The 21,723-nt window shown below is 46.3% G+C and carries 19 protein-coding genes; 3 read left to right on the top strand and 16 right to left on the bottom strand.

All coding sequences use genetic code 11. The annotated features are described in order from the left end of the window. Nucleotides 1–16: 16 nt before the first annotated feature. The 7 genes from AC58QC_RS08360 to AC58QC_RS08330 all read right to left on the bottom strand — a co-directional run bounded on the left by AC58QC_RS08360 (nt 17) and on the right by AC58QC_RS08330 (nt 8,367). Nucleotides 17–1,789, bottom strand: a complete 1,773-nt coding sequence (locus AC58QC_RS08360) for a cache domain-containing sensor histidine kinase (RefSeq protein ID WP_497414744.1) — start codon at nt 1,787–1,789, stop codon at nt 17–19. Between the two features lie 155 nt (nt 1,790–1,944). Then, nucleotides 1,945–2,826, bottom strand: a complete 882-nt coding sequence (locus AC58QC_RS08355) for a carbohydrate ABC transporter permease (protein ID WP_497414743.1) — start codon at nt 2,824–2,826, stop codon at nt 1,945–1,947. Then, complete coding sequence (locus AC58QC_RS08350; RefSeq protein WP_497414742.1) at nt 2,823–3,734, bottom strand: carbohydrate ABC transporter permease; 912 nt, start codon at nt 3,732–3,734, stop codon at nt 2,823–2,825. Before AC58QC_RS08350 ends, AC58QC_RS08355 begins: the two co-directional genes overlap by 4 nt. Before the next feature lie 68 nt (nt 3,735–3,802). Then, nucleotides 3,803–5,230 (bottom strand): ABC transporter substrate-binding protein, encoded by a 1,428-nt coding sequence (locus AC58QC_RS08345; RefSeq protein WP_497414741.1) that lies wholly within the window; start codon nt 5,228–5,230, stop codon nt 3,803–3,805. Between the two features lie 109 nt (nt 5,231–5,339). After that, nucleotides 5,340–6,662, bottom strand: coding sequence for a response regulator (locus tag AC58QC_RS08340; RefSeq protein WP_497414740.1), 1,323 nt, complete (start codon nt 6,660–6,662; stop codon nt 5,340–5,342). Between the two features lie 445 nt (nt 6,663–7,107). After that, entirely contained in the window at nt 7,108–7,776 is a 669-nt protein-coding gene (locus AC58QC_RS08335) for a hypothetical protein (protein ID WP_497414739.1), read from the bottom strand. Nucleotides 7,777–7,914: 138 nt separating this feature from the next. After that, nucleotides 7,915–8,367: a cupin domain-containing protein gene (locus AC58QC_RS08330; RefSeq protein WP_436239523.1), complete on the bottom strand. Its 453-nt coding sequence runs from the start codon at nt 8,365–8,367 to the stop codon at nt 7,915–7,917. 158 nt (nt 8,368–8,525) lie between these two features. Between AC58QC_RS08330 and AC58QC_RS08325 the strand changes: the two genes are divergently transcribed. Beyond that, on the top strand, nt 8,526–9,476 hold the full coding sequence (locus AC58QC_RS08325) for a hypothetical protein (protein WP_497414738.1): 951 nt from the start codon (nt 8,526–8,528) through the stop codon (nt 9,474–9,476). A gap of 137 nt (nt 9,477–9,613) precedes the next feature. On the opposite strand, the gene AC58QC_RS08320 is transcribed toward AC58QC_RS08325, so the two are convergent. The 3 genes from AC58QC_RS08320 to fucU all read right to left on the bottom strand — a co-directional run bounded on the left by AC58QC_RS08320 (nt 9,614) and on the right by fucU (nt 13,835). Then, complete coding sequence (locus AC58QC_RS08320) at nt 9,614–12,316, bottom strand: UxaA family hydrolase (RefSeq protein ID WP_497414737.1); 2,703 nt, start codon at nt 12,314–12,316, stop codon at nt 9,614–9,616. Between the two features lie 32 nt (nt 12,317–12,348). Continuing rightward, nucleotides 12,349–13,317 carry an aldo/keto reductase gene (locus tag AC58QC_RS08315; RefSeq protein ID WP_497414736.1) on the bottom strand — a complete coding sequence of 323 codons (969 nt, stop codon included), beginning with the start codon at nt 13,315–13,317 and terminating at the stop codon, nt 12,349–12,351. Between the two features lie 92 nt (nt 13,318–13,409). Then, complete coding sequence (gene fucU, locus AC58QC_RS08310; RefSeq protein WP_497414735.1) at nt 13,410–13,835, bottom strand: L-fucose mutarotase; 426 nt, start codon at nt 13,833–13,835, stop codon at nt 13,410–13,412. A gap of 222 nt (nt 13,836–14,057) precedes the next feature. Between fucU and AC58QC_RS08305 the strand changes: the two genes are divergently transcribed. Next, complete coding sequence (locus AC58QC_RS08305) at nt 14,058–15,077, top strand: LacI family DNA-binding transcriptional regulator (protein WP_497414734.1); 1,020 nt, start codon at nt 14,058–14,060, stop codon at nt 15,075–15,077. Between the two features lie 10 nt (nt 15,078–15,087). Here AC58QC_RS08305 and AC58QC_RS08300 read toward each other — a convergent pair whose 3' ends face one another. After that, nucleotides 15,088–15,675, bottom strand: a complete 588-nt coding sequence (locus tag AC58QC_RS08300) for a hypothetical protein (protein WP_497414733.1) — start codon at nt 15,673–15,675, stop codon at nt 15,088–15,090. Between the two features lie 456 nt (nt 15,676–16,131). Between AC58QC_RS08300 and AC58QC_RS08295 the strand changes: the two genes are divergently transcribed. After that, complete coding sequence (locus AC58QC_RS08295; protein WP_497414732.1) at nt 16,132–17,202, top strand: bifunctional 3-deoxy-7-phosphoheptulonate synthase/chorismate mutase; 1,071 nt, start codon at nt 16,132–16,134, stop codon at nt 17,200–17,202. 129 nt (nt 17,203–17,331) lie between these two features. Here AC58QC_RS08295 and AC58QC_RS08290 read toward each other — a convergent pair whose 3' ends face one another. The 5 genes from AC58QC_RS08290 to AC58QC_RS08270 form a co-directional block, all read right to left on the bottom strand. Beyond that, entirely contained in the window at nt 17,332–17,841 is a 510-nt protein-coding gene (locus tag AC58QC_RS08290; RefSeq protein ID WP_497414731.1) for a hypothetical protein, read from the bottom strand. 125 nt (nt 17,842–17,966) lie between these two features. Continuing rightward, nucleotides 17,967–19,766: a CBM96 family carbohydrate-binding protein gene (locus AC58QC_RS08285; RefSeq protein WP_497414730.1), complete on the bottom strand. Its 1,800-nt coding sequence runs from the start codon at nt 19,764–19,766 to the stop codon at nt 17,967–17,969. Between the two features lie 112 nt (nt 19,767–19,878). Then, nucleotides 19,879–20,724, bottom strand: coding sequence for a helix-turn-helix domain-containing protein (locus tag AC58QC_RS08280; protein WP_497414729.1), 846 nt, complete (start codon nt 20,722–20,724; stop codon nt 19,879–19,881). A gap of 194 nt (nt 20,725–20,918) precedes the next feature. Beyond that, nucleotides 20,919–21,131, bottom strand: a complete 213-nt coding sequence (gene tatA / locus AC58QC_RS08275) for a twin-arginine translocase TatA/TatE family subunit (RefSeq protein ID WP_497414728.1) — start codon at nt 21,129–21,131, stop codon at nt 20,919–20,921. Nucleotides 21,132–21,152: 21 nt separating this feature from the next. Continuing rightward, complete coding sequence (locus tag AC58QC_RS08270) at nt 21,153–21,716, bottom strand: RidA family protein (protein ID WP_497414727.1); 564 nt, start codon at nt 21,714–21,716, stop codon at nt 21,153–21,155. Nucleotides 21,717–21,723: the final 7 nt, after the last annotated feature.

The raw sequence follows: 21,723 nt of genomic DNA, 5'->3' as shown, positions 1-21,723 counted from the left end.
CAAGCCCTGTTCCTCCCTACTTCCAATCCGACTCATCCAACACCGCAGGGATTTCAATCCAAGCCCGTACCCCCTGATCCTCCCTGAGCGCATACTGCAAGCCATACCCTTCACCGAAATGCAGCTGAATCCGCTTCTGTACATTAATAACCCCAAACCCTTTATTGCTCTCTTTCCCCTGCAAAATCGCATTCAACATCGCGATATCCGCTGGTCGATAGCCGTTATCCTCCACGCTGATGATGATTTTCCCATCATTGTGCTTCACCTTGATCCATAATTCCCCGTCTTGGCTCATATTTTTGATTCCATGAAGGATGGCATTCTCGATAATTGGCTGCAGGACCACCTTCGGCATGAGGAAGCGCTTGGCCTCTTCTTCAATTTCCCAATGCGCCTTAAACGCATACTCATAGCGGAACAGCTGGAGCCGCACATACGCCTCAGCATGATTGATTTCTTCCATAACGGGAATGAGCAGCTTGCCTTTACTAAGTCCAATTCGCATAATGAGCGACAAATCCTTAATCATTTCAGCAGATTCCGCCGCCCCCTCCATTAAGGTATGCCAGTAGACGGACTCCAACGTGTTATAGAGGAGATGCGGATTGATTTGTGTATGCAATATCGACAATTCAACTTCTTTATGTTTTAATTCAAGTTCATATTGATCATAAATCGTCTGATTCAATCGATTCGTCATGCGAATGAAATGATTGCTAAGCAGCACGATTTCATTTTTACTCTCTGCATGCATGGTAATGGCTAAAGGTTTTCCTGGGTGGTAGGAATTCGTGATGCGAGCCAGCCTGGAGATCGGCTTCAAAATCGATTGAATAAAGTACATACTCGCCAAGATCAAGATCAGGAAATAAATCAACATAATCCAATCCACTAGGCGCTGAACGCTAATATGATCGATAATTATCGATTGAACCGGAACGCGCATAAGCAGCTTCGTCCCCGTAAATTCACTCGTATGAATGACCGACATGATTTCATTTCCATTCTCGATTTGCTTATAAACCCCTTCTTCCTTCCCCTCGGGAACAGCAATCTTCGAGCCTATGCCGAAGGCTTCCGTATTCGTAGCTAATACCGTATTATCAGGATCGAGCAGCAGGATTTGCGCATCTTTATACTTGTCGAAAGGGACGAAATCCATCTGCAACGGGGTCTCAATGCCCGACACAACCAAGTAGCCGATGACCGTTTCGCCGTTATAAATGCTGTTTAACTGCCTCAAATAAGCGACAGTTTGTGTGTTATTCGGGTTGTATCCAAATTTATCAATAACACGAATAATGCCCTTCCCTTTCGCATCACTAACCGCCTTATACCACGATAGGTCGGTCATATCCGTCGAATAAAACACCCCATTATTCAACAGGTCTGAATTGGGAACGAAGGAGTACAGTTTGTCTTTGTCCGAGAAAAATAATGAATACCTGACGGCATTGGTTGAATAATTGTTCAAATATTTATCTAACGTTTTGAAAATCTCAAAGCGCTCATATTCCGAGGATGAGGGAACACTTACTAATTGTTGGATTTCTTGTGAAATCATAATTTTTTCTGTTTTTTCCTCAAAATCGCTGCTTTCCCGATCTAGTGTTAAATGACTTCCGCGAACTAATTGAAGCAGCGCCGTCCCTACCTGTTCCTCTGTAATAGATTCCAGCTTCTTGGCAACGACCAAATCCAAGACGAGCGTTGGAATCACAACGAAGACGATAAGAAGTAGGATCAGCTTTTTCATCAACTTCATATTTTGCAGCATTTTGCGCATACCTGCTTATCATCCTTTCAAAAGCTTTCCGCCTAAGCCGCCATGAACAGCACCTCTGCACATTAGCTAACAGTAGGTTCGCTATGCCTGAAGGAATCTCCTTTAAAACAACAAGAAAACGCCTTCAGAATTCGCATTCTGATGGGCGTTTCCCCCTAACCTTTCACGCTGGACACCGATAATCCACGAATCATAAACTTTTGGAAAATCAAGAAGAAGAGCACTGGCGGCAGCATGGCCATTGTCAACACCGCGAAGCGTACACTCCATGGAATCACAGAGTTTGAGTACACAACATAGCGATAAATACCTGTGGCGAGCGGGTACATGCTTTTATCCGTCATCACGATACTCGGCCAGTAGAAATCATTCCACGTTGTCGAGAACGACAGCATGAGCAAGGTTCCGATGATCGGAGTCGAAAGCGGAACGGCAATCCGAAGAAAAGACGTGAATTCACTCGCGCCATCGATACGCGCAGCTTCTAGTACTTCCTTGTGAATGCCATCGAAGAAATTTTTGAGCAGCAGCATGAAATACGCATTTGCCGCCGCTGGCAGCCAGAACGCCCAGTAGGTGTTGATCATCCCTAAGCTTTTCAAATTCAGAAAGTTGGGTACGATGTACGTTGCCGGCGGAATCAGAAGCGTCGAGAAAAAGAAAAGTGTCAGCCAACGCTTGAAAGGTACTTTCAAATGGGATAACGCGTAGGCGGCAAGCCCAATAAATAAGAGGGAGAAGGCCACATTCCCAACATAAATCACTAGCGTATTTTTCAAAAACGTCAATAACGGAAGGTCAAAACTATTGAAAGCATCATCATAATTTTTCCAAATCCAGTGCTTCGGGAAAAAAGTTGGTGGAAAGGTGAAAAACTCTTCCCGCGTTTTCAGTGAGCCAAAAAAAGTATTCAGGAATGGATAGATGGTCGTAACCGCAATCGCCAGCACGAGCAGTACCATGAAGGTGTAACCGAGTTTGACGGAACCTTTTTTGAAATCATGTTGGGATATTAACCCGCGTTCGCCTTGCTTCATGCTTTCTCACTCCTACGCTGCATGACGTTGTAAAGGATGGTCATTCCAATGAGAACGAAGAACATCAAGCTGCCCATGGCGCTTGCTTTGCCAAATTCCAGATCACGGAACGCCGTATGGTTGAGCCATAATAAGTACGTCAGCGTTGCATTATTAGGACCGCCGTCCGTCATCGATAACTGCGCTTGGAAGCCTTGTGAGGTCGTGATCAATTGGAGCACAAGCAACAGCCCCATTAACGTTTTGATACTAGGCAAAATAATATAACGAACTCGCTGCCACACACTGGCACCATCGATTTCTGCCGCTTCGTATAAATCCTTCGGAATCCCCACAATAGCTGCTATGTAGATTAACGTAGCCGCCCCAAAGCTTTGCCATGTTTCTAGAATAACAATCGAAGCCATCGCTAATTTCGGACTGAAAAAGGAAACTTGCCCTATGCCTACCTTCTGCAACAGGCTGTTAATTGGGCCAACGGCATCAAAGAACCACATCCACATCCCATATAAAACAATGGCAGGTACCGCACTTGGTAGATAACTAATGATACGTGCAGCGCCTTGAAACCGCCGAAGCTCCGACACTGCTATTGCCACCAATGGTGGGATCCAGAAGCCAAGAATAATACCTAACGCCATATAGATCAATGTATTCTTGATCGAAATCCATAGCAGATCATCCTTAAGAATACTCACATAATTTCCCAATCCAGCAAACTCATTACCATCCACAAAATCAATGTTAAAGAAGCTATAGAAAATGCCTTTGAAAATAGGCACCCACAGAAAGATAATGAATAGCACGACTTCCGGTAAGATAAACAGCGTCCCCCATAAGTACCAGTTTATTTTCTTCTTCGAAACCTTGCTTGCGACGACAGGTTGTGCGCTCAGCTCTGCATCCATCCTAAACACTCCTTATGAGAAAATCGGATCTAAACCATAAACGGTTTAGATCCGGGGATTAGGCTTGCCTATTCGACCTTCACTTTGTCAAACGTTTCCGTTTGCACTTTGGTCGCGGCTTCAGACAGCGCTTTTTTCAAATCCACATCTTTCGTCGTAAATACTTTTTGAATGACATTTGCCATTTCCGTATAATATTTTTGAGCTTCGTATTGCGCTTCTGGCTTACCATCCCAGATTGCTAGCAATTGCGGATCGTATTTGAACACGTTATCATACTTCGTCAATAGATCTGTATACTTTTTACCGAAATCGGAGGAATCTTTCCAGTAGTTGATTGGTTGTGGAATGTACACACGGTTTTTGGCTTTGCGATCTTCGATTTCTTTTTTCGTGGAATTCAAGAAATCGTCTGTGAAATACTCATCCGTAATCCATTTGAACGCCATTTCTTGTTGATCTTTATCACTCTTCGGATTAATCACGCGATAGTTACCGCCAAGTACGCCTGTATGCTTGCCGCCTTTGGTAAAGGAAGGCATTGGATATACAACGAGATCATCTTTGCTGATGCCGCCTTCGTTGATTGCTGTATCGGCAGCGTTACCACTACCACACATCACCATCGCGCCACGGCCTTGAGCAAAGGCATTCAACGCATCACCATAACCAAGTGCCCAGTTTTGCGGGATCAAGTTCTCATCCTTCAGCTTTTTGTAGAATTCAAGCGCTTGCAAGCCAGCCTCTGAATTGAATACACCTACCACTTTCCCATTTTCCAGCTTCTGAACATCGCCGCCCGCTGCATAGAGGAAATTCGTCCAGTTCCAGCCTGCTTCCGGTCCTTTACCCATTGGAATAAAGCCTGCGATCCCTTTGGCTGGATCATTGATTTTTCTCGCTGCGGCTAGCAGATCGTCCCATGTCCAATCCATTGGAGGAAGCTCTACACCTTTATCTTTGAACAACTTTTTATTCAATGTAATCGTCATGACGTAACCATCGATCGGCACACCGTAGGTTTTGCCGTTCACAACAAATGGTTTGGAGAGCAGATCGTTCATATCCTTGGCATGATCCCATGAACTCATGGAATCAGTAATATCTGCTACCCACTTCTTATCAACAAGTACCTTCCCTTCCGTTGCATACGTTGTATACTCGGTTGGTGCACTGTTCGATGCCATTTTGATCCCGATCTCAAGCGGATTGTACTGCCAGTCGTCCTTTTTGAAATCGACATTTGGAAATTTCGTTTTAAAACGCGTAATACGCTGATCCAGTTGATCATTTTTTTCTTTTTGATCTGCTTTAAAGCTCTGTGCAGTGAGCGTTACTTTCTTCGCAGCTGGTGTTGCCGTTGCAGCAGCAGTTGTGGATTCCTTGGCCGCTGGGGCTGGACTCGCCGTGCTCATTGTCCCGTTGCTTGAACTACACCCTGCAAGCAATACGGTTAGTGCAATCGCACTCATTGTAGACGCTTTCTTTGCTTTCATGTTTGGTTCCCCTTTCGAATCGCTTCTCACTTGTGGTTGCTACAGTTTTGATTATAAAGGGAGAGCCATCCATGAGCGATGTGTCGTATTACGCTAAGTATGTCGTATCTTACGTACCTGCTTGCTTCACTTCGGAGATATTGATCCCGAAATGCTTTTTGAATATTTTGCTAAAATGCTCCGGTGATTCATAACCGATTTCTTCAGAAATCTCATAGCGTCGTTTATCGGTTGTCAGGATGAGGCGCTTCCCTTCTTCCATACGCAGCTTCGTGACGTAGTCCCAAATGTTCGTTCCCATCACTTTTTTAAACAAAAAACTTAAATAATTAGGACTCAAATGCACTGCATCCGCAATTTCCTGCAGCTTCAACCCTTTATCGCAAAAATGTCCCTCAATATACACTTTCGTATCGTAAACAATCCGGTGATTCACCTCATCCACACCTGCAACTGTTAAGTTCGGGTTTTGTGTGATGCTGTCTTTATCTTCGATATAGAACATGTAGTGACCCTTATTCGTTTCACAACAGGTTAAGCTCTCGAGCGCTTCCTTATACAACACCGGCCATTGCGTAATACCTTCACGAATGCGGCTAATGCCGATCTGACTCTTCACATTCAAATATTTCAGCAAATTCGTATGAATCATTTGAGCCACCATCAACAGTTGATTCACCCTCATTGAGCCCCTGCTCTCTTCTTCCGTTATTTGCAACAGCAAGGTGAAGGTGGAATTGTGATTATTGAAAACAAGATGGTTCCACTGACTCGCGGTTTCTTCCATGATGTTCAGAGCAGCGTATTTCAACAAACTGCGGTCCTTCAACGTGGATATTTCCTGATCATGAATCCCGCCTCGTTCGAGTGATAATTTGATGGTCAGCATGCTAAAATACGTACCATTCATTCGATGATCCAGCGTCTCTAGAATAGAAGGCACCTCGGACTCATGGATCGTCCCTGTCACCAACTCATTCAAAAAGTAATTCGTTTCATGCGACATATGCCCCGGCAACGTGCGAGAGCCTTCCCAGTTGGCGAAACGTTGTCCCTTCTCTTCCTTTTCCTGCAACAGCTTGGTCACAACCGAAATGAGATGCGGCGGCGTAATCGGCTTAACCAGATACTCCTTCGCTCCAAAACGGATCGCTTTCTGGGCATACTCAAACTCACCATGCGCCGACAAAATCACAATCGGAATGGAGGGGTCTTCCAAGAAAATGTTCTCGATCAACTCAATCCCATTCATTTTCTCCATCTGAATATCCGTAAACACCAGATCTATTTTCTCCAAATGTATAAAATCTAGGGCCTCAAACCCGTTATACGCTATGAAGACCTCGTTAATGTCCAACTTGGACTGCTTCAAAATCGTCGCAACACCCTTACAAATCATCGGCTCGTCATCGACAACTAAAATATTAACCATACTGCCACCTCGTTCAGTTACTTGCCATAACTCCATTTTATTGTACAACAGTCGGCGTGAATATGTGTTTTATTACGTTTATTGTGTGGGATGTGTGGTTGCTCGCAGTACGCGCTTAAATCGATTTCTTCCACTTACGCTACTCCTAATGCCATTCTCGCCACACGTAACTCGATTTTTTCGACTTACACTACTCCTATTGCCATTCTCGCCACGCGTAACTCGATTTTTTCGACTTACGCTACTCCTTTTGGCATGGTCGCCGCGCGTAACTCGATTTTTTCGACTTACGCTACTCCTATTGGCATTCTCGCCACGCGTAACTCGATTTTTTCGACTTACGCTACTCCTTTTGGCATGGTTGCCGCGCGTAAGCCGATTTTTTCGACTTACACTACTCCTATTGCCATTCTCGCCACGCGTAACTCGATTTTTTCGACTTATGCTACTTGTTACGATGCAAGAGACCCATCGCTTTTTCAGTAATCATGAATTTATGACTTCTAATCGTTCCTCTACCAATTGGATAAAGCAAACCTTTTGCTTCCAAATCTCGCAATACTTTTCTGCAAGTCTCACTTTTAAGCTGAAGCCATGTGCATACGTCCGTCAATCGAAAAGGTTTATTACCTAGCAACGAAAACCTCAAAACTTCCCGTTCATAAACAGGTAGCTGGAGCAAACCTACACCCTCCGCGTTTCCGATTCGGCCGATCAATTCATACAGGTTTCTTTGACAGAAACTCGGCTTTTTCTCTAGTTCATCTCGGCTATATGGAAAGTAAGTGTAACCTAATATCGCAACTGATCGTGCACGCGCCCTCTCGAATGAGAAACGGTCCCTCGTGATTTTCTCAGCATGGGTGACGAAGCTGTCCTCCTCGAACACGGTCCGTAACTTGGGGTGAAAAACGTCACCGTATATCTTCACACCTGACAAGCTCATCATTTCATATTCAAGCACCAAACCCTCTAAAGTCCCCAAAACAGGCAGTAACACTTCTTCCAAAAGCTTCTTCGTTCCTGTCAGGTCTCTCTGCAACATTTCCAGCCTCTGACCGCTTGCATTCCTTACTTGGTCTTCCCAAAAGATTTCATACTCCTTCTCAAACACAACTACCACCTCCTTAAAAAAACAAAACGCCGCTAGGCTCCGAAAAAAGAGCTAGCGACGTGTGCTTCACGCGTAAAATCATTCTTATCTTCACGATACCAAAATACTTGACACTTAGCAAAATATATTTATTTCTCATTATCTCTTAATTAATTTGAAGTCATCATAATGGAAACCCGGTGCAACTACACAGGAAACCAAAACAGGTTCATCGCCCAGCGGTCGCGCCATTTGCCATACATGCGCTGGAACAAGAGCCTGTGGATGCTGACCGTTCAGCACATCAGGACCTAGAATTATTTCCTGTGTCGCTTTAGGTTGCTCACTCGTCCCTCCTAATGTAAGCACGATCGGGCTTCCAGAGTGCCATAACCATAACTCGTCGGACAAAACGGTGTGCCATTCCGAAAATTCATCTGGATGAAGCAGGAAATAGATCGAAGTCGCTGCGTATCGCGAACCAGAGTATGCTTCATTGAGTACTTCTTTTGGGATTTCGAATGAGGCTTTCCATAGCTCCTTGTACCATCCACCCTCAGGGTGCGGCTTCAAATCTAGTGTTTGAACAAGTGGTGAAAGTTGTTTGGTGATCATATGATTTCTCCTATTTCTCTCTAAATTTACAAAGTATGAATTATACCATAGGGAAGTCACATATTGTATATGTAAGAATTTCCGAAACCACCAACCGATAAGCACGTATAGAAAAAGTGATCCATCTAACAAATGCTGGGAAACGAGGGATGAATATGCCAGATAATCTAAACCTTCAATTGAGGGTAGCGAAAGAACGGATGTTTCGGCTGCACAAAGCAGAACGCAAAAGAGAAGATCTTCTGAATAGAGTATATGAGCAGGAACGTCTCATACAACGGCTTGAGTTACAGCTTGAATCGGAGCAGGCAGATGTAGATCGATTGACGCGATTGTCACTTGTGAATCTATTCCACACGATTCTTCGCAGTAAATCCGAGCAACTTGAGATGGAACGGCAACAAGTCCTCACCGCTGCACTTCAATTAGAAAATGCCAAGCAGGCGCTTCTGGATGCACAGAATGCTTTGATTCAAGTCGGTGATGACCTCGCCAACTATCAACGTGCAGAAGACGACTATAAGAAGCTAATGGTTGTGAAGGAATCCGCACTCTTAAACGCACCTCTATTATCAAGTGAGCTTGAAAGAATGGACGACAACATCGACGATCAAAAGCTTTTGGTAAAAGAGCTGCAAGAAGCGCTTACTGCTGGAAAGCTTGTACTAGCTTCCTTAGCAGATGCGTCCAATAGCTTGGAGAAAGCAGAGAATTGGGGGAAATGGGACTTATGGGGCGGCGGCGGTATGATCAGCACCCATGCAAAGCACACCCATGTGGACGATGCCAAACGGTTTATTCATCGGGCTAATCACCAGATCCTGAATTTCCGTGACGAACTGACCGACCTGAATCGGAGTTTTCATATTGAGATTGATATCAGCGACACGTTGAAAATGGCAGACTATTGGTTTGACGGCCTCATTGCGGACTGGATTGTACAAGGTCGAATCACGAACTCGCAAAGCCAAACACTCTCTGCAATGAATAAAATTCGTCCTGTCGTTACTCAGCTGCAAAAAGAATATTCAGCCGCAGATGCGACTCTATCTGGTCTGATTACCAAACGGATTAACTGGATCGAAGAGTCTAATTTGGACAGTTGACAAAAAGAGCCACTCCCAACCAACGTTGAGAGTGGCTCTTTCCGTACCACAGCATCTATTTCTTCTTTCTTTGTACTCTTCCTCGGTCAGTGTACAGGGGATCACCCTGCTCACTCCTTTTTCAAATAGAAATTAACTCACAACGAAATACCCAAGAAGCCACGTGTTAATTGGAAATCAACATTACCCTGCTGGTAGAGACGGGGTGTATAGGTATGCTCAATGACTTGCTTTACGCGTTCTAGAATCCTGTTCGTCCAAGCATTCGGATCTCCACTGAGCAGCAAATCCAGATCCTTGTCATAGTTTTGCAGCATTCCCGTTTCCGATGCTATTTGCAGCATAGGAACGAACGGATGCGTCTGCATCGGACGACTACCGACTAGCGCGATAATTAACTCTACACCCGTGGCAGCTAGGCCCGTAACTGTCTCCACCCAATGCTCGGTCGGGGTCTCCATGATGTGGAAGCCATTGCGGCGGACATGCTCACCATAGGCAATTGACGGCAGGACATTGGACGAAGTGATTATATTTTGGCTATAAGAGCCCGTGGAAAGTAGACCGCTGTTCTCAGGAACAACCACTAAGCCGCCAGCGCCCACAACCATTTTGGTCAGCTTCGCCAGCTGCTCTCCTTCATCGTCGTAGATGGGACCATCGCTTATGATGCCAATACGCAGGCCTTCCAGACCGACTGACTCCTTCTCAGCTGCTCCAGCTGCTGCCACTTGATCGGCAAACCATGCTTCTACTTTCTGCGTCACCTTCGTAATTCCGCCGTCCAGCTGAATGCTGGCAAAGCCAAGTCGACTCGCGTCGACACCGCTCTCTTCCATCTGATGGCGCATGAAGTCGTTGTGGGTTTTCTCGCAGCCATGCTCCAGCAGCAAACAATGCTTCACCATTGGATGAGTGATATAGCCGATCATCGTTCGAGCAAGCATCTGTTCGGCTTGCCCCCCCGAATTCCCGCAGCCTTCCGTGTGAGCCAATGCCACGAATCGCGAAAGCTCGGGTTGCCCGACACCCTGTGTATTCAGCCGTTGCGTAATCAAATTGGCCACCTGTCCGGCGCAAAGACTGGTTGGCAGGATCAAGCCTATGTTGTCGCTGGCCGTGCGATCTTGATGCCGAGTGAGGTTGAATTGGATGAGGCCAGCCGTCGCTTCCGCATCCTCTTGGATTTCAATAGGCTCTCCCGTCGGCACAGGGGGATGAAGCAAAGTCTCCAGCTGGCTCGCATCGTTTTGCTGCCAATTGCGCCAGATCTGCACCTGAGCATGACCCGCCTTCTCTCCAACACTCCGCTGACCGGAAGCGATTTGGATGGTGAGTTCGAAAACCTCCTTGCCGAGCTCATCCATAGACTTGCCTTCCAGATACTGCCCCGCGTTGACATCCATATCATTGGACAGCAATTGGAAGCGGCGTGTCGTCGTCACAACCTTGACTGTCGGCAAATAAGGGAAATTGGTGATGGAGCCGTTGCCCGTCGTAAAGAAAATCATGTTGCAGCCTGCAGCAACCTGTCCGGCGATGCTCTCGAGGTCGTTGCCTGGGCTATCCATGAAATAAAACCCGCCCTCTTTCATAAGCTCCCCATACTCTGTGGCATAATCGAGGCGAGTGATCGGATCTTTCTTCTGGGCAGCGCCGATGGATTTGAGATAAATGTTATAAAGGCCGCGGTACATGTTGCCGCCGGATGGATTTCCTTCCGCACTGGCGCCATGCCAGGACGTGCGCTCCCTGAAACGCTGCACCATCTCCAAAAACTTGCGGGCGGTTTCCACGTTGCGCACCTTCGAGAGGACAAAAGGCTCCGCGCCAATCAATTCATCGGTTTCCGCCAGACTGGCAGCGCCGCCGTAACGCACTAACTCTTCTGAAATCCAACCCAACAGCGGGTTCGCGGAAATGCCGGAAAAAGCGTCCGAGCCGCCGCACTGTAGGCCGATCCTGAGATGGCTAATGGATTCAGGCGTCCGCTGCATCGCATTAACGGTAGGCAGCCACTCTCGTACAATCGCTTCGCATTGGACCAGATTTTCTTCAAAGCCGCCTTGGAGCGACACAAACTTGTGCAGCACATCATCGATCGGGTAGTTGTGCTCGCGCAAATACGCTTCCAACATCTTGTTGGTTACCGGTTCAATGCCATAATCGACAGCCAGAACCGCACCGACGTTAGGGTTTACCATAAATCCGGCGAGCGTCCGCAGCAGCAAGTCCAGGTTGTTCGGCTTTTCCGTGCCACCCTCCGTGTGCGCCGCTGGGACAATCCCTTCGACATTAGGGTAGTTCTTCAGCTCGCCTTGCAGACGAGCGGCAAGCTGCTTCACATAGCTGCCCGTGCGGGAGGTGGTGCCGAGCAGGACGATGTGATTGCGGGTACCCACTCCGCGGACTTCATCGCGGCGATACCCCATAAAGGTGCGAGTTTCCGAGTAAGCGGGCGGTGCCGGAGCGGGCTGAAAGTTTGCCTCGGCGAGAATATACGGATGAACTTGATCCGCAAAATTGGGCTTAGCAGGCAAAGTAAATTTCAGCTGACGCACTCTAAGTGCGTCCAATACCGCCTCGTTTATTACATAGTGACCGGGCTGAATCACTTGCAGAGCCACACCAAACGGCATTTCCCAAGAAAGCAGTTCTACACCGGGATCAATTGTCTTCACAGCAAAACGATGACCTTCCATAACAGTATAATCTATGATCAAGGTTTGGCCATCATAATGAATGACGGTGCCAGCGTCTAAATTACGAGTCGCAACGGCGCAGTTATCCCCAGGCAATGGAAGTCTAGCAATTTCATCAAATTGGTAAATTTCGTTCATCGATACCTATCTCCTTTTTGCGCTCAACAATTTTATGAAAATCTCTCTGATTCGGGATCATCAGTAGAATATCCAATGTCGTCCAGTGCAGGCCAAAGCTCTGAAGGAATTGGATAATTGGCAAGCTCCAACGTCTGTGCTACTCGTTCCGGCTTGCTCATGCCAACAACAGTACTCGAGACGCGGGAGTCACGCATGGAGAATTGGAGTGCAGCAGCGGCTAGGGGTACATTCCATGCCTGGCAGACTTTCATTAAAGATCTTGCACGTTCAAGCAACAAAGGAGGTGCATCACTATACGCATAACGTGCGTAGGCATCCGGACCTTTTGCCAATATCCCGCTGCCGTAAGGTGCTGCGTTAATTACGGCAACCCCCATTTGATTGGCGATATCAAGCAAAGGCTCAGCTGATCGATTGAGCAGTGTATAGCGGTTATGGGTCTCAACGGCGCTAAACTCCCCTGTCTCTACATAACGAATAAGCAAGTCGATAGGCCCACCAGATATTCCAATGTGATCTATGACCCCCTGATCCTTGAAATTTTTCAGCACCTCAAGCGGCCCACCTGCCCCCATAACATTTTCAAAGGTGGAATGTTCCGGGTCATGGATATAGACATATTGCAGACGATCTAGCCCTAACCGGGTTAGACTTCCTTCGATGGATCTTTTTATTTGATCCCCGCTGAAGTCGCCAGTCCGTAAACACCGGTCTGCTTTGGTGGCGAGCACAAAACCCGATGGGAGTCCTCCGTTCTCTTTAATTACCTTGCCAATGCGACGCTCACTCTCGCCTTCACCATATGCCGCAGCAGTATCGAGGAAGTTAATCGGGCTTGCGAAGGCAGCGCGAATTGTTTCCAGCGCGGTTTCTTCTGGTGCACTAAAATTAAAGGTTTCCGGCATATCACCAAATGGAGCTCCACCAACACAAAGAGCAGAGACAAGCAGGCCAGTTCTACCAATTGGTCGTTTCGAGTAAAGGGATGTAGTTGACATAAAGTCGCCTCGCTTCTTATTGAGTATTAATAAGGTTTTAATAAATAATCTGCACTTAAATATATAACTTCTCAGAGTTACCGATAATTCATTTACTCGCTAATAACGCCTTTTCTTAAAATTATATTGGCATACAGCGCCTTTTCACTTGTCGCCACAATGGCATATGCTTTCTTCGCTCGCTCATAAAATGCGAATCGTTCCACGTACTCAATAGCCGGAGTTGCATGTTCACGAATGATCCCCTCATACTCGACCCAGATCGGTGTTTGGGCAGGATCTCCAGGAACGACAGCCATAAGCGCAACAGGCTGATCGCTGTATGTATCAAGTGGATACAAGGATAATACCGCTTTCAACAATTCCGGTACCCCATGACCATCACAACGTATTAGACGGTTCGTATGACTGGCTGCCGGGAAATTCCCGTCTGCCAAGATGATTTCATCCCCATGCCCCATCTCCATTAGCACTTTGAGCAATTCAGGCGAAAGAATGGAAGGTATCCCTTTTAACATCATCAACATCTCCTATAAAAGTTTGTGTTATCGATAACTCAAAATTAACAATTTTACGTCTTGCTGTCAATCCTTTATTTCTATACAATATGAAATGAACGGCTGCATCGTCCTCTTAGGACGAGTGCGTTTTATCAAAAATATAACCCATGTAATGTGTGAAACATATACTTTCTACTATTTCAAATTAAACGATATTAGGCTGGCAAAGGAGATTAACACGTGATAACAATCTATGACATCGCCGAGAAGGCCGGTGTTTCCGCGATGACGGTTTCCCGAGTAATCAATAACACGGGCCGTATAAGCGAAGAGACGCGCAAGCGAGTGCGGAAAGTCATGGAAGAGCTCCACTACATTCCGAATGCATTGGCACGCAGTTTAGTTTCCCAGAAAACACATCTCATTTCTCTGCTCATTACGGACATTACCAATCCGTTCTATACCACGTTAGCACGAGGCGCTGAGGATGCAGCCAAGAATGCGGGGTATCGCTTGCTTTTTGCCAATAGTGATGAGAACTATGCGAAAGAAAAAGATTATGTCGATATGATTCTATCCACACGCGTGGATGGTGTTTTATTCGCGCCAGCTGGCGATCATTCCCAAGAAAACTTACTTCAATTGCAGAAGCATCAGATTCCGTTCGTTGTGCTGGATCGTGAAATCCCCGGGATTGATGCGGATGTAGTCCTTGGTGACAGCAAAGAAGGTGCCCGCAATCTGGTCGAGCATCTGATCGCACTTGGGCATCAGCGTATAGCCTTAGTTAACGGTTCACAGGATGTTTCAACAGCACGATTACGATACTTAGGCTATAACGAGGCACATCGTCTGAACGGACTAGCCCTCGATGAATCACTCGTCGTCCATCTGGGTTACCGCGATTTCCACGATGATTTAGCTCTCGATGGGTTACTCCAACTTGAAGAACCACCTACCGCTATTTTTGCAGCCAATAATATGCTGGCCGTTGGAGTCATCCAATCCCTGCGCCAACGTGGCCTACAAGTGCCAGAGGACATGTCTGTCGTTTGCTTCGACGACTTCGGACCCGCTGGCGCCATCAATCCGTTCCTCACCGTTGCCGCACAGCCTGCTTATCAATTTGGGCAACTTGGGATGCAGCTGCTAATTGAACGCATTGAAAGCGAATCTAGTGTTGCGTCACGCAGAATCATACTACCCTCTGAGCTCATCGTTCGCTCGTCAACACAACTTCTCTATCAGCCTGGCTTGTAGAGGTAGCAGGCTATTGTTCGTCCCATTTATGAACAATAGCCGCAATGATTTCTTCCTTCGTCTTCTCGGATAACCCATTCCGAAGCTCCGTTATAAACTCAATAAATAGCAGGGATAACAGCTCATTCAACTCCATATTCAAAGGATGATGATGCTTCCAATTCATATCATCGAAAAATACACGCATCCGATTTACCTCGGCTGGGTGTAATCTCACGTTAAGTGTTAGATAAGGAGTCCCTTCTGAATGACCCTCCTGAAAGGATAACCCCCACTGAAAGCCAGGAACACTTCCCGCGGTCGGTCGCTCATTCGTATTTACACTTGCTATAACACCGCCAAATTTTGTTCTTAGCTGCAGTATATAGGTATATAGATCCTTGCCTTTACGTACGTGATCCATGAAATTATCAAATAAAAGCTTAACAAGAAAGGTTTTGTTAATCCCGCTAAGCTCATCTTGTGATGTGTACACAATATCCTCCAAGAACGCATCTGCACGGTCGAAATAGTCGCGAGGCGCCCGTACTTTGACTGTATGATAGATGTCTGTCGTTCCCTTTTGAAATAAGCCCGTCCATGATTTTAATGAGAGCATCCCGTATTCCCCCTTCTTCTCCCCTCTTAAACTACTATTCCAAATCTAGCAAAAAAATGACTACAACACGTCACCTTGTAAAAATAGATGGCTGCTCACAAGCGGATTCTGATCTCACTGCATATATTACGTTGAATGATACCCAAGAAGCGATGATGGAAAGAGTAAGCGAGATTCATTCCTTGCCAGGGACGCTGTGCCATTGACTGAGAGCACACGATCGAATGCTTCGCCCAAGTTCACTCCTGAGCTGGTACCTGAACAGCATTAGATATTCACTCTAGCGCTCATAAGGAAACCCGTAATCCCTGCGATAAAGGGCTGAAAGTAAGAAGCTGTCTACGTCTAGTGGAAAGGGCACTTCTAAATAAGGGTGGTACCACGGCTCTTCGTCCCTTGCGACGGGGGCTTTTTGCTGTTTGGTTTGAGCAACTAATTTGAAAGGGTGGAAATGGGATGGAACATACGAGGTTAGATGCACTGCGAAGTCGAATCGACGAAATTAATCAAAGACTCTTGGAGCTGCTCTCCGAGCGAGCACAGATCGTCCAAGAAATCGGGTTGGAGAAGGAGAAACAAGGCGTGCCGAAGTTCGACCCGCTTCGCGAGAGAAGCATGTTGGAGTCCTTGGTCGCACGGAATACAGGCCCTTTCGAGCATGATACGATTCGTCACTTGTTCAAGCAAATTTTCCAAGCGTCACTCTCCTTACAACAAACGGATCATAAGAAGCAACTGCTCGTTAGTCGAAAAAGACAGCAAGAAAATACCATCATTCAGCTTGGCCCTGCTGCCATCGGAGGGAATAAACCGATCATGATCGCGGGTCCCTGTTCGGTCGAGAGCTTTGAGCAAGTTCGCACGGTTGCCGCTGCTTTGAAAAGCGCTGGCGTGACCGTTTTGCGCGGAGGCGCCTTCAAGCCTCGCACATCCCCTTATGATTTCCAGGGGCTAGGCCTGGAAGGATTACGAATTCTCAAAGAAGTAGCCGATGAATTCGGACTCCAGACCATCAGCGAAATCGTGGATCCCGCACATATTGAAATTGCAGGTCAGTACATTGATGTGATCCAAATTGGCGCAAGAAACATGCACAATTTTGAACTACTGAAGGCGGCTGGGGAAGTTCGTATTCCGATACTGTTGAAGCGCGGCTTATCCGCTACGATCGATGAATTCCTGCATGCTGCCGAATACATCCTATCTCGTGGAAATACGCAGGTTATGTTGATCGAACGCGGCATCCGAACCTATGAGCGGGCAACGCGGAACACGCTCGACATTTCCGCTGTTCCGATTCTGAAGCAAGAAAGCCATTTACCCGTCCTAGTCGATGTGACCCATTCCACGGGACGCAAGGACATCTTCGTCCCTTGTGCTAAAGCTGCCTTAGCCGCAGGAGCGGACGGGATTATGGTCGAAGTCCATCCGAATCCGGCCACAGCCCTTTCTGATGCACAGCAGCAGCTAACGATTGAGGAGTTCAACCAATTCTATGCGGCTATTCAGCGATCCGGACTGTTTTAGTTCCGAAAGTATTATTCGGAAATATCGGACTAACGTAGCTTTCTCTTCGGTGAAGAGCTAACATGATCATTCAAAAAGCCTCCAACACCACATCATACACGTGGAATTGGAGGCTCTATCTCGTGATAATTAGACCGTTTTATCTACAAAGGAAATTTTATTATGCTCAGCAAATTTTTTCAGCTTAGTCGCCATAGCTTCGATATCAAAACGGTTCAACGTTTTGTTATATACCCAACGAGGAGACTTACCGGTAAGCTCAATGATAATTTGACCTGGCGCGTGGACAATCTCTTTAATATTTTCCCCACCGAGCACTAATTCTCTGGCTAGACCTCTCTTCGAGAGATTCGTTTTGGTCACTCGCAAGTACGGTCTCCGCACAAAATAAATAAGTACGCCAACGACCAAATAGCTAAGCGTTGTATACCAGTACATCTTGTCCCCTTCGGTTTTCGTCAACGTAAACAACAAGAAGAGCGAAACCACGATGAAAAACGCGGCTAATAGAATGCTTCTTCCCTTAAATACGACAGGACGATCCGGATCCGTCGAAATAGGCGCCTTCCCTTGCTTGGTACGGGTCAGGTTTGCCTTTTTCGTATTTTTACTTACCATTCTTTCCCACTTGCGTGACATGCCTTTCACTCCCTGCGTAATAGTTACCAAACTCTTCTCCTCATAATCCCATACTTACGGCAGAATGTCGATATTTAGCTTGGACGCATAAGCAAAAGGAGCCCTCACGGGCTCCCTCCAATACATTATTCGTTCACATTCGAATTATACAGATATCCTCCGCCTGTACGCACATCGTTCGCCGCTGTGGTTCCTGTTGCTGCACTTGTTGCATAGACGACATAGCCCGTCGAGCTATCCAAATTTACGGTATTATTGTTAAAAGAATTATTTATGCCTGTCGCATATTCCGTACCATGCGTACGGACTTGGAATGCGTCTACAATGTTAGAGTTGCCATTCCGATACCCTTGATTATAGCGGACAATCGTATTCACTCCTTTTACGTCAATGAAGCTGTCTGCGCTATTCGCTCCACTAATACCGGTACCATTAAACGTGCAGTACTCGATAATCGTTCCGCTCGCGCCTTCCTTCACATCGATATGCTCTGCTGTAATACCGCCATCGAAATTTGTATGACTAATCACATTTCCTGTAACAACGTGCTCATATGGCGAGCTGGAATCGGAACCAACATAAGCACCTTCCCCATATCCCGCTTGATATAACCCCGTATCGTAAATTAGCGAGTACGACAATGTATTGTAGGAGCTGCCATCCCGGAAATGAACACCCTCATCGCCAACATAATAAACATCTACATTGTTCAGTAGATTGTTATTGCCGTTATCAATGATAATCCCTTTCTGCGCATTCGTGATTTCGACATCGCGGATCTCCCAGTAGTTTCCAGTCAGGTGAATACCATAGGAGCCATCGTTCACATTCACGCCTTTGAGAATGGCTGGATTAGCTGCATCACAGCTCTTCAGAACAATGGGACTGGAAGCTGTACCGCTTTGATCCGAGTAGAATAATCCTTGCCCGCCCGGATCGCCGCTGGTTAATCGATCACCAACATAATTGCCAGGGGCAAGCAGAATGACGGACCCCGCTGTCGCATTTTTCATGGCATTCTGAATCGCAGCCGTTGTTGTCAGTGCATTCGTACAGCCAGTTGGCGGTGTTCCCGCAGAGGTAGTTACATTGATCGTGCTGCTTTGACTCGAAACATTCCCAGCCGCGTCCTTTGTTTTGACATAGTAGCTATACAAGGTAGACGCCGTTAAACCAATATCACTCGTGGAAGTGCCCGTTACGGTCTTGAGGAATGAGCCATTCCGATACACATCATATCCCGTTACACCTATATTATCTGTAGATGCACTCCAACTTAGATTGATTTGACTGCTGGAAGCTGCTGTACCGTTGAATCCACTAGGAGCTGTCGGCGCTTGGGTATCCCCTCCCGTTCCACCGCCGCTATCAACAACAAGCTGTGGCTTATTCGAGGCATTCTCATTACTATTCAGCGTGGTGTATTTACCCACACTTTCTTGCAGTGCAAATGAAACAACACCATCTCCTGCTGCTTGAGCAGTCACATAAGCTGTAACATCGATCTCGTTGTACGTCATGGTCGTATTGATTGCAACACTACCTGCCGAGCTGCCGACCACTGGTTTTGTGCTCCAGGTAATCGCGGATTGCGTCCAGCTGTCGGTCGTTTGATACGCGGATAAAACCGTTGACGCGGATGCGCTGCCATAAATGCGGAGCTTGGCACTCGTTACGCCCGAAAGGCCAGAGAGACTGTATTTGAGATACGTGTACCGAGATGCACCTGGGTCGTTTTTCACATACAACGAAGTGGCAGTTCCATAATTGCTTGTTGGATTACCTTCATGCACATAGGAATCATCAGAAGGGCTTAGTGTGGTTGTCGCTGCTCCTGCCACTGCTGGAATTGCAAGCAGCACAACGGTTGACAGCATGGCAATAACCCCTATCTTACCTTTCCATGCCTTGAAAATCTTGCTCATTATTATTCCTCCTCAGTCTCCAATAGATAGCGCTTACAAATAGAATTATAAGAGATCGTCAGATACGAATGTTTCCCGCTATTGTTCAGAACTTGCACTGTGTTGCTGTCTTTTATACCTGCATGCGATACGACTTCGGCGTCGTTCCAAGAACGGTCTTGAACACACGCGAAAAGTAAGAACCATTCTGAAAGCCCACCTCCTGAGCGATAAAGCTAGCAGACTTCGACGTGGTTTCAAGCAAGAGACATGCTTCCTTTAATCTGCGGGAAATAATAAATTCCGTTATGGTGCGCCCCGTTGACTGTCGGAAAATATGAGATAAATAAAAGGTGGATAGATGTAAATCCTCCGACATCCGTTGTAGGTCAAATTTATCCTTGTAATGCCTTTCGATCCATTCCGTGATCTGCCCAGCCGTATGATTACTGCTCAGCTTCAGCTTCTCCTTCTGAGCCTGGCAAATTTCACTTTCATAAGGCTCAAGCTGCTGAAGCATGGATAATAAGCATAAGACAAATTCTTCTTGCTGTTTATGTGTCGAAACACGACTTAGTTTGCTATGTAAATGCTCATAAAATTTGGCTAGATGCTGCTGCCGAGGGATCACATGACTGGTTAACGCATGCTTCCAAAGCATATTAAACCAGGTGCGAATCCCGCTAAACGCACGCAGCGCTGTATCCAATCTGTATGGATCAAACATAAGGACAGATCGAACAAAGGGACCTTGGATTTGAATGCGATGCAATTGAAAAGGCTGGAAAATCAGAAGGCTTCCTGGCTCAATGCTGTACCAGCGTTTGTTCACTTCCACACGGCCGACTCCTTCATATACATAGAGGAATTCCATACAAGAATGGGCATGATAGACCTCCCAATTCTGCTTCGAACTTGATTTTTCATGATTCAGATGAAAGGGTTCTTTGGTGACATCAACACTTGTGCTAAGTTTCAACAGCTATCCCTCCCGAGTTTGGAAATAGTTGGACACTATGAGCGTGAGCACAATCTATCACATTCTTGTACAAAACAATTGTACAAATTCTAGGAATTCCTGTGTTTTGTTTAGGTGTGATTCTCGTACACAAAAAACAGATCCTGCAATTTTCCCCTGAGAGAAAATCTACAAGATCTGTTTACATGATCAACCTATGCGTTGACCTTATCTGTACGTTTTTCTGGCGCTTCCAGATGCTCAGGGGCTTCTTTCCCTTCACCCACGAGCTCCCTAGCTGAATTTTTAAATTCATGCAGCGTACGCCCTACGGCACGACCGAGTTCTGGCAGCTTAGATGGTCCAAACAAGACTAAAACAACCAATAAAATTAACATGAGTCCAGGTAATCCAATATTTTGCAGCATACGCACATCATCTCCGTTTCATTAGTCTTGGTTATGGTGCTTTGGATACACAGCTACAGCTTCAATTTCAATCAGCCAATCGGCGCTAACGAGGCTTGCAATACCAACCGTAGAACGTGCTGGCTTCACAGGATTAGCTTCTGTACCAAAAAATTGCGCATAAGCGTCAAACCAGCCTTGATAATCAAATTTGCCTTCTTTGGCTGCATCTGGTGTCACATACACACGTAGATAAGCGACATCTGCAAGGGTGAGGCCTTTATCCTTTAATTGCGTTTCAATGGCCTTTAGAATGCCAATACCCTGTGTTTTCGTATCCCCATAGCGCTCATATACCGTCTTGCCTTCTTTATTAATAACGGGCGGCACTGTTCCACTTGTGAATAAATAGGAGGATCCGGCAGGGACCGACACACCTGCAGCAATGGAAGAAGCAGGATTCCCATAAAATTCGACTTCGTTAATAGGCTCTGCATTGTATTTACTTGATTTCTCTGTCCCAGCCGCATAAGCACTTACACAAATCAGGCATGAACCAACGGTAGCTGCTACGATCGTCTTCCACTTTTTCGTTATAATCATCATGATTCAC

The sequence above is a fragment of the Paenibacillus sp. J22P51 genome, assembly GCF_059692215.1.
This window is presented reverse-complemented; position numbering and strand designations above follow the sequence as displayed.

Excerpts from the sequence above, each read along its gene's own strand:
- AC58QC_RS08360 (WP_497414744.1), bottom strand. The coding sequence starts at position 1,789 with ATGCGCAAAATGCTGCAAAATATGAAGTTGATGAAAAAGCTGATCCTA.
- AC58QC_RS08355 (WP_497414743.1), bottom strand. The coding sequence starts at position 2,826 with ATGAAGCAAGGCGAACGCGGGTTAATATCCCAACATGATTTCAAAAAA.
- AC58QC_RS08350 (WP_497414742.1), bottom strand. The coding sequence starts at position 3,734 with ATGGATGCAGAGCTGAGCGCACAACCTGTCGTCGCAAGCAAGGTTTCG.
- AC58QC_RS08345 (WP_497414741.1), bottom strand. The coding sequence starts at position 5,230 with ATGAAAGCAAAGAAAGCGTCTACAATGAGTGCGATTGCACTAACCGTA.
- AC58QC_RS08340 (WP_497414740.1), bottom strand. The coding sequence starts at position 6,662 with ATGGTTAATATTTTAGTTGTCGATGACGAGCCGATGATTTGTAAGGGT.
- AC58QC_RS08325 (WP_497414738.1), top strand. The coding sequence starts at position 8,526 with ATGCCAGATAATCTAAACCTTCAATTGAGGGTAGCGAAAGAACGGATG.
- AC58QC_RS08320 (WP_497414737.1), bottom strand. The coding sequence starts at position 12,316 with ATGAACGAAATTTACCAATTTGATGAAATTGCTAGACTTCCATTGCCT.
- AC58QC_RS08315 (WP_497414736.1), bottom strand. The coding sequence starts at position 13,317 with ATGTCAACTACATCCCTTTACTCGAAACGACCAATTGGTAGAACTGGC.
- fucU (WP_497414735.1), bottom strand. The coding sequence starts at position 13,835 with ATGTTAAAAGGGATACCTTCCATTCTTTCGCCTGAATTGCTCAAAGTG.
- AC58QC_RS08300 (WP_497414733.1), bottom strand. The coding sequence starts at position 15,675 with ATGCTCTCATTAAAATCATGGACGGGCTTATTTCAAAAGGGAACGACA.
- AC58QC_RS08295 (WP_497414732.1), top strand. The coding sequence starts at position 16,132 with ATGGAACATACGAGGTTAGATGCACTGCGAAGTCGAATCGACGAAATT.
- AC58QC_RS08290 (WP_497414731.1), bottom strand. The coding sequence starts at position 17,841 with ATGTCACGCAAGTGGGAAAGAATGGTAAGTAAAAATACGAAAAAGGCA.
- AC58QC_RS08285 (WP_497414730.1), bottom strand. The coding sequence starts at position 19,766 with ATGAGCAAGATTTTCAAGGCATGGAAAGGTAAGATAGGGGTTATTGCC.
- tatA (WP_497414728.1), bottom strand. The coding sequence starts at position 21,131 with ATGCTGCAAAATATTGGATTACCTGGACTCATGTTAATTTTATTGGTT.
- AC58QC_RS08270 (WP_497414727.1), bottom strand. The coding sequence starts at position 21,716 with ATGATGATTATAACGAAAAAGTGGAAGACGATCGTAGCAGCTACCGTT.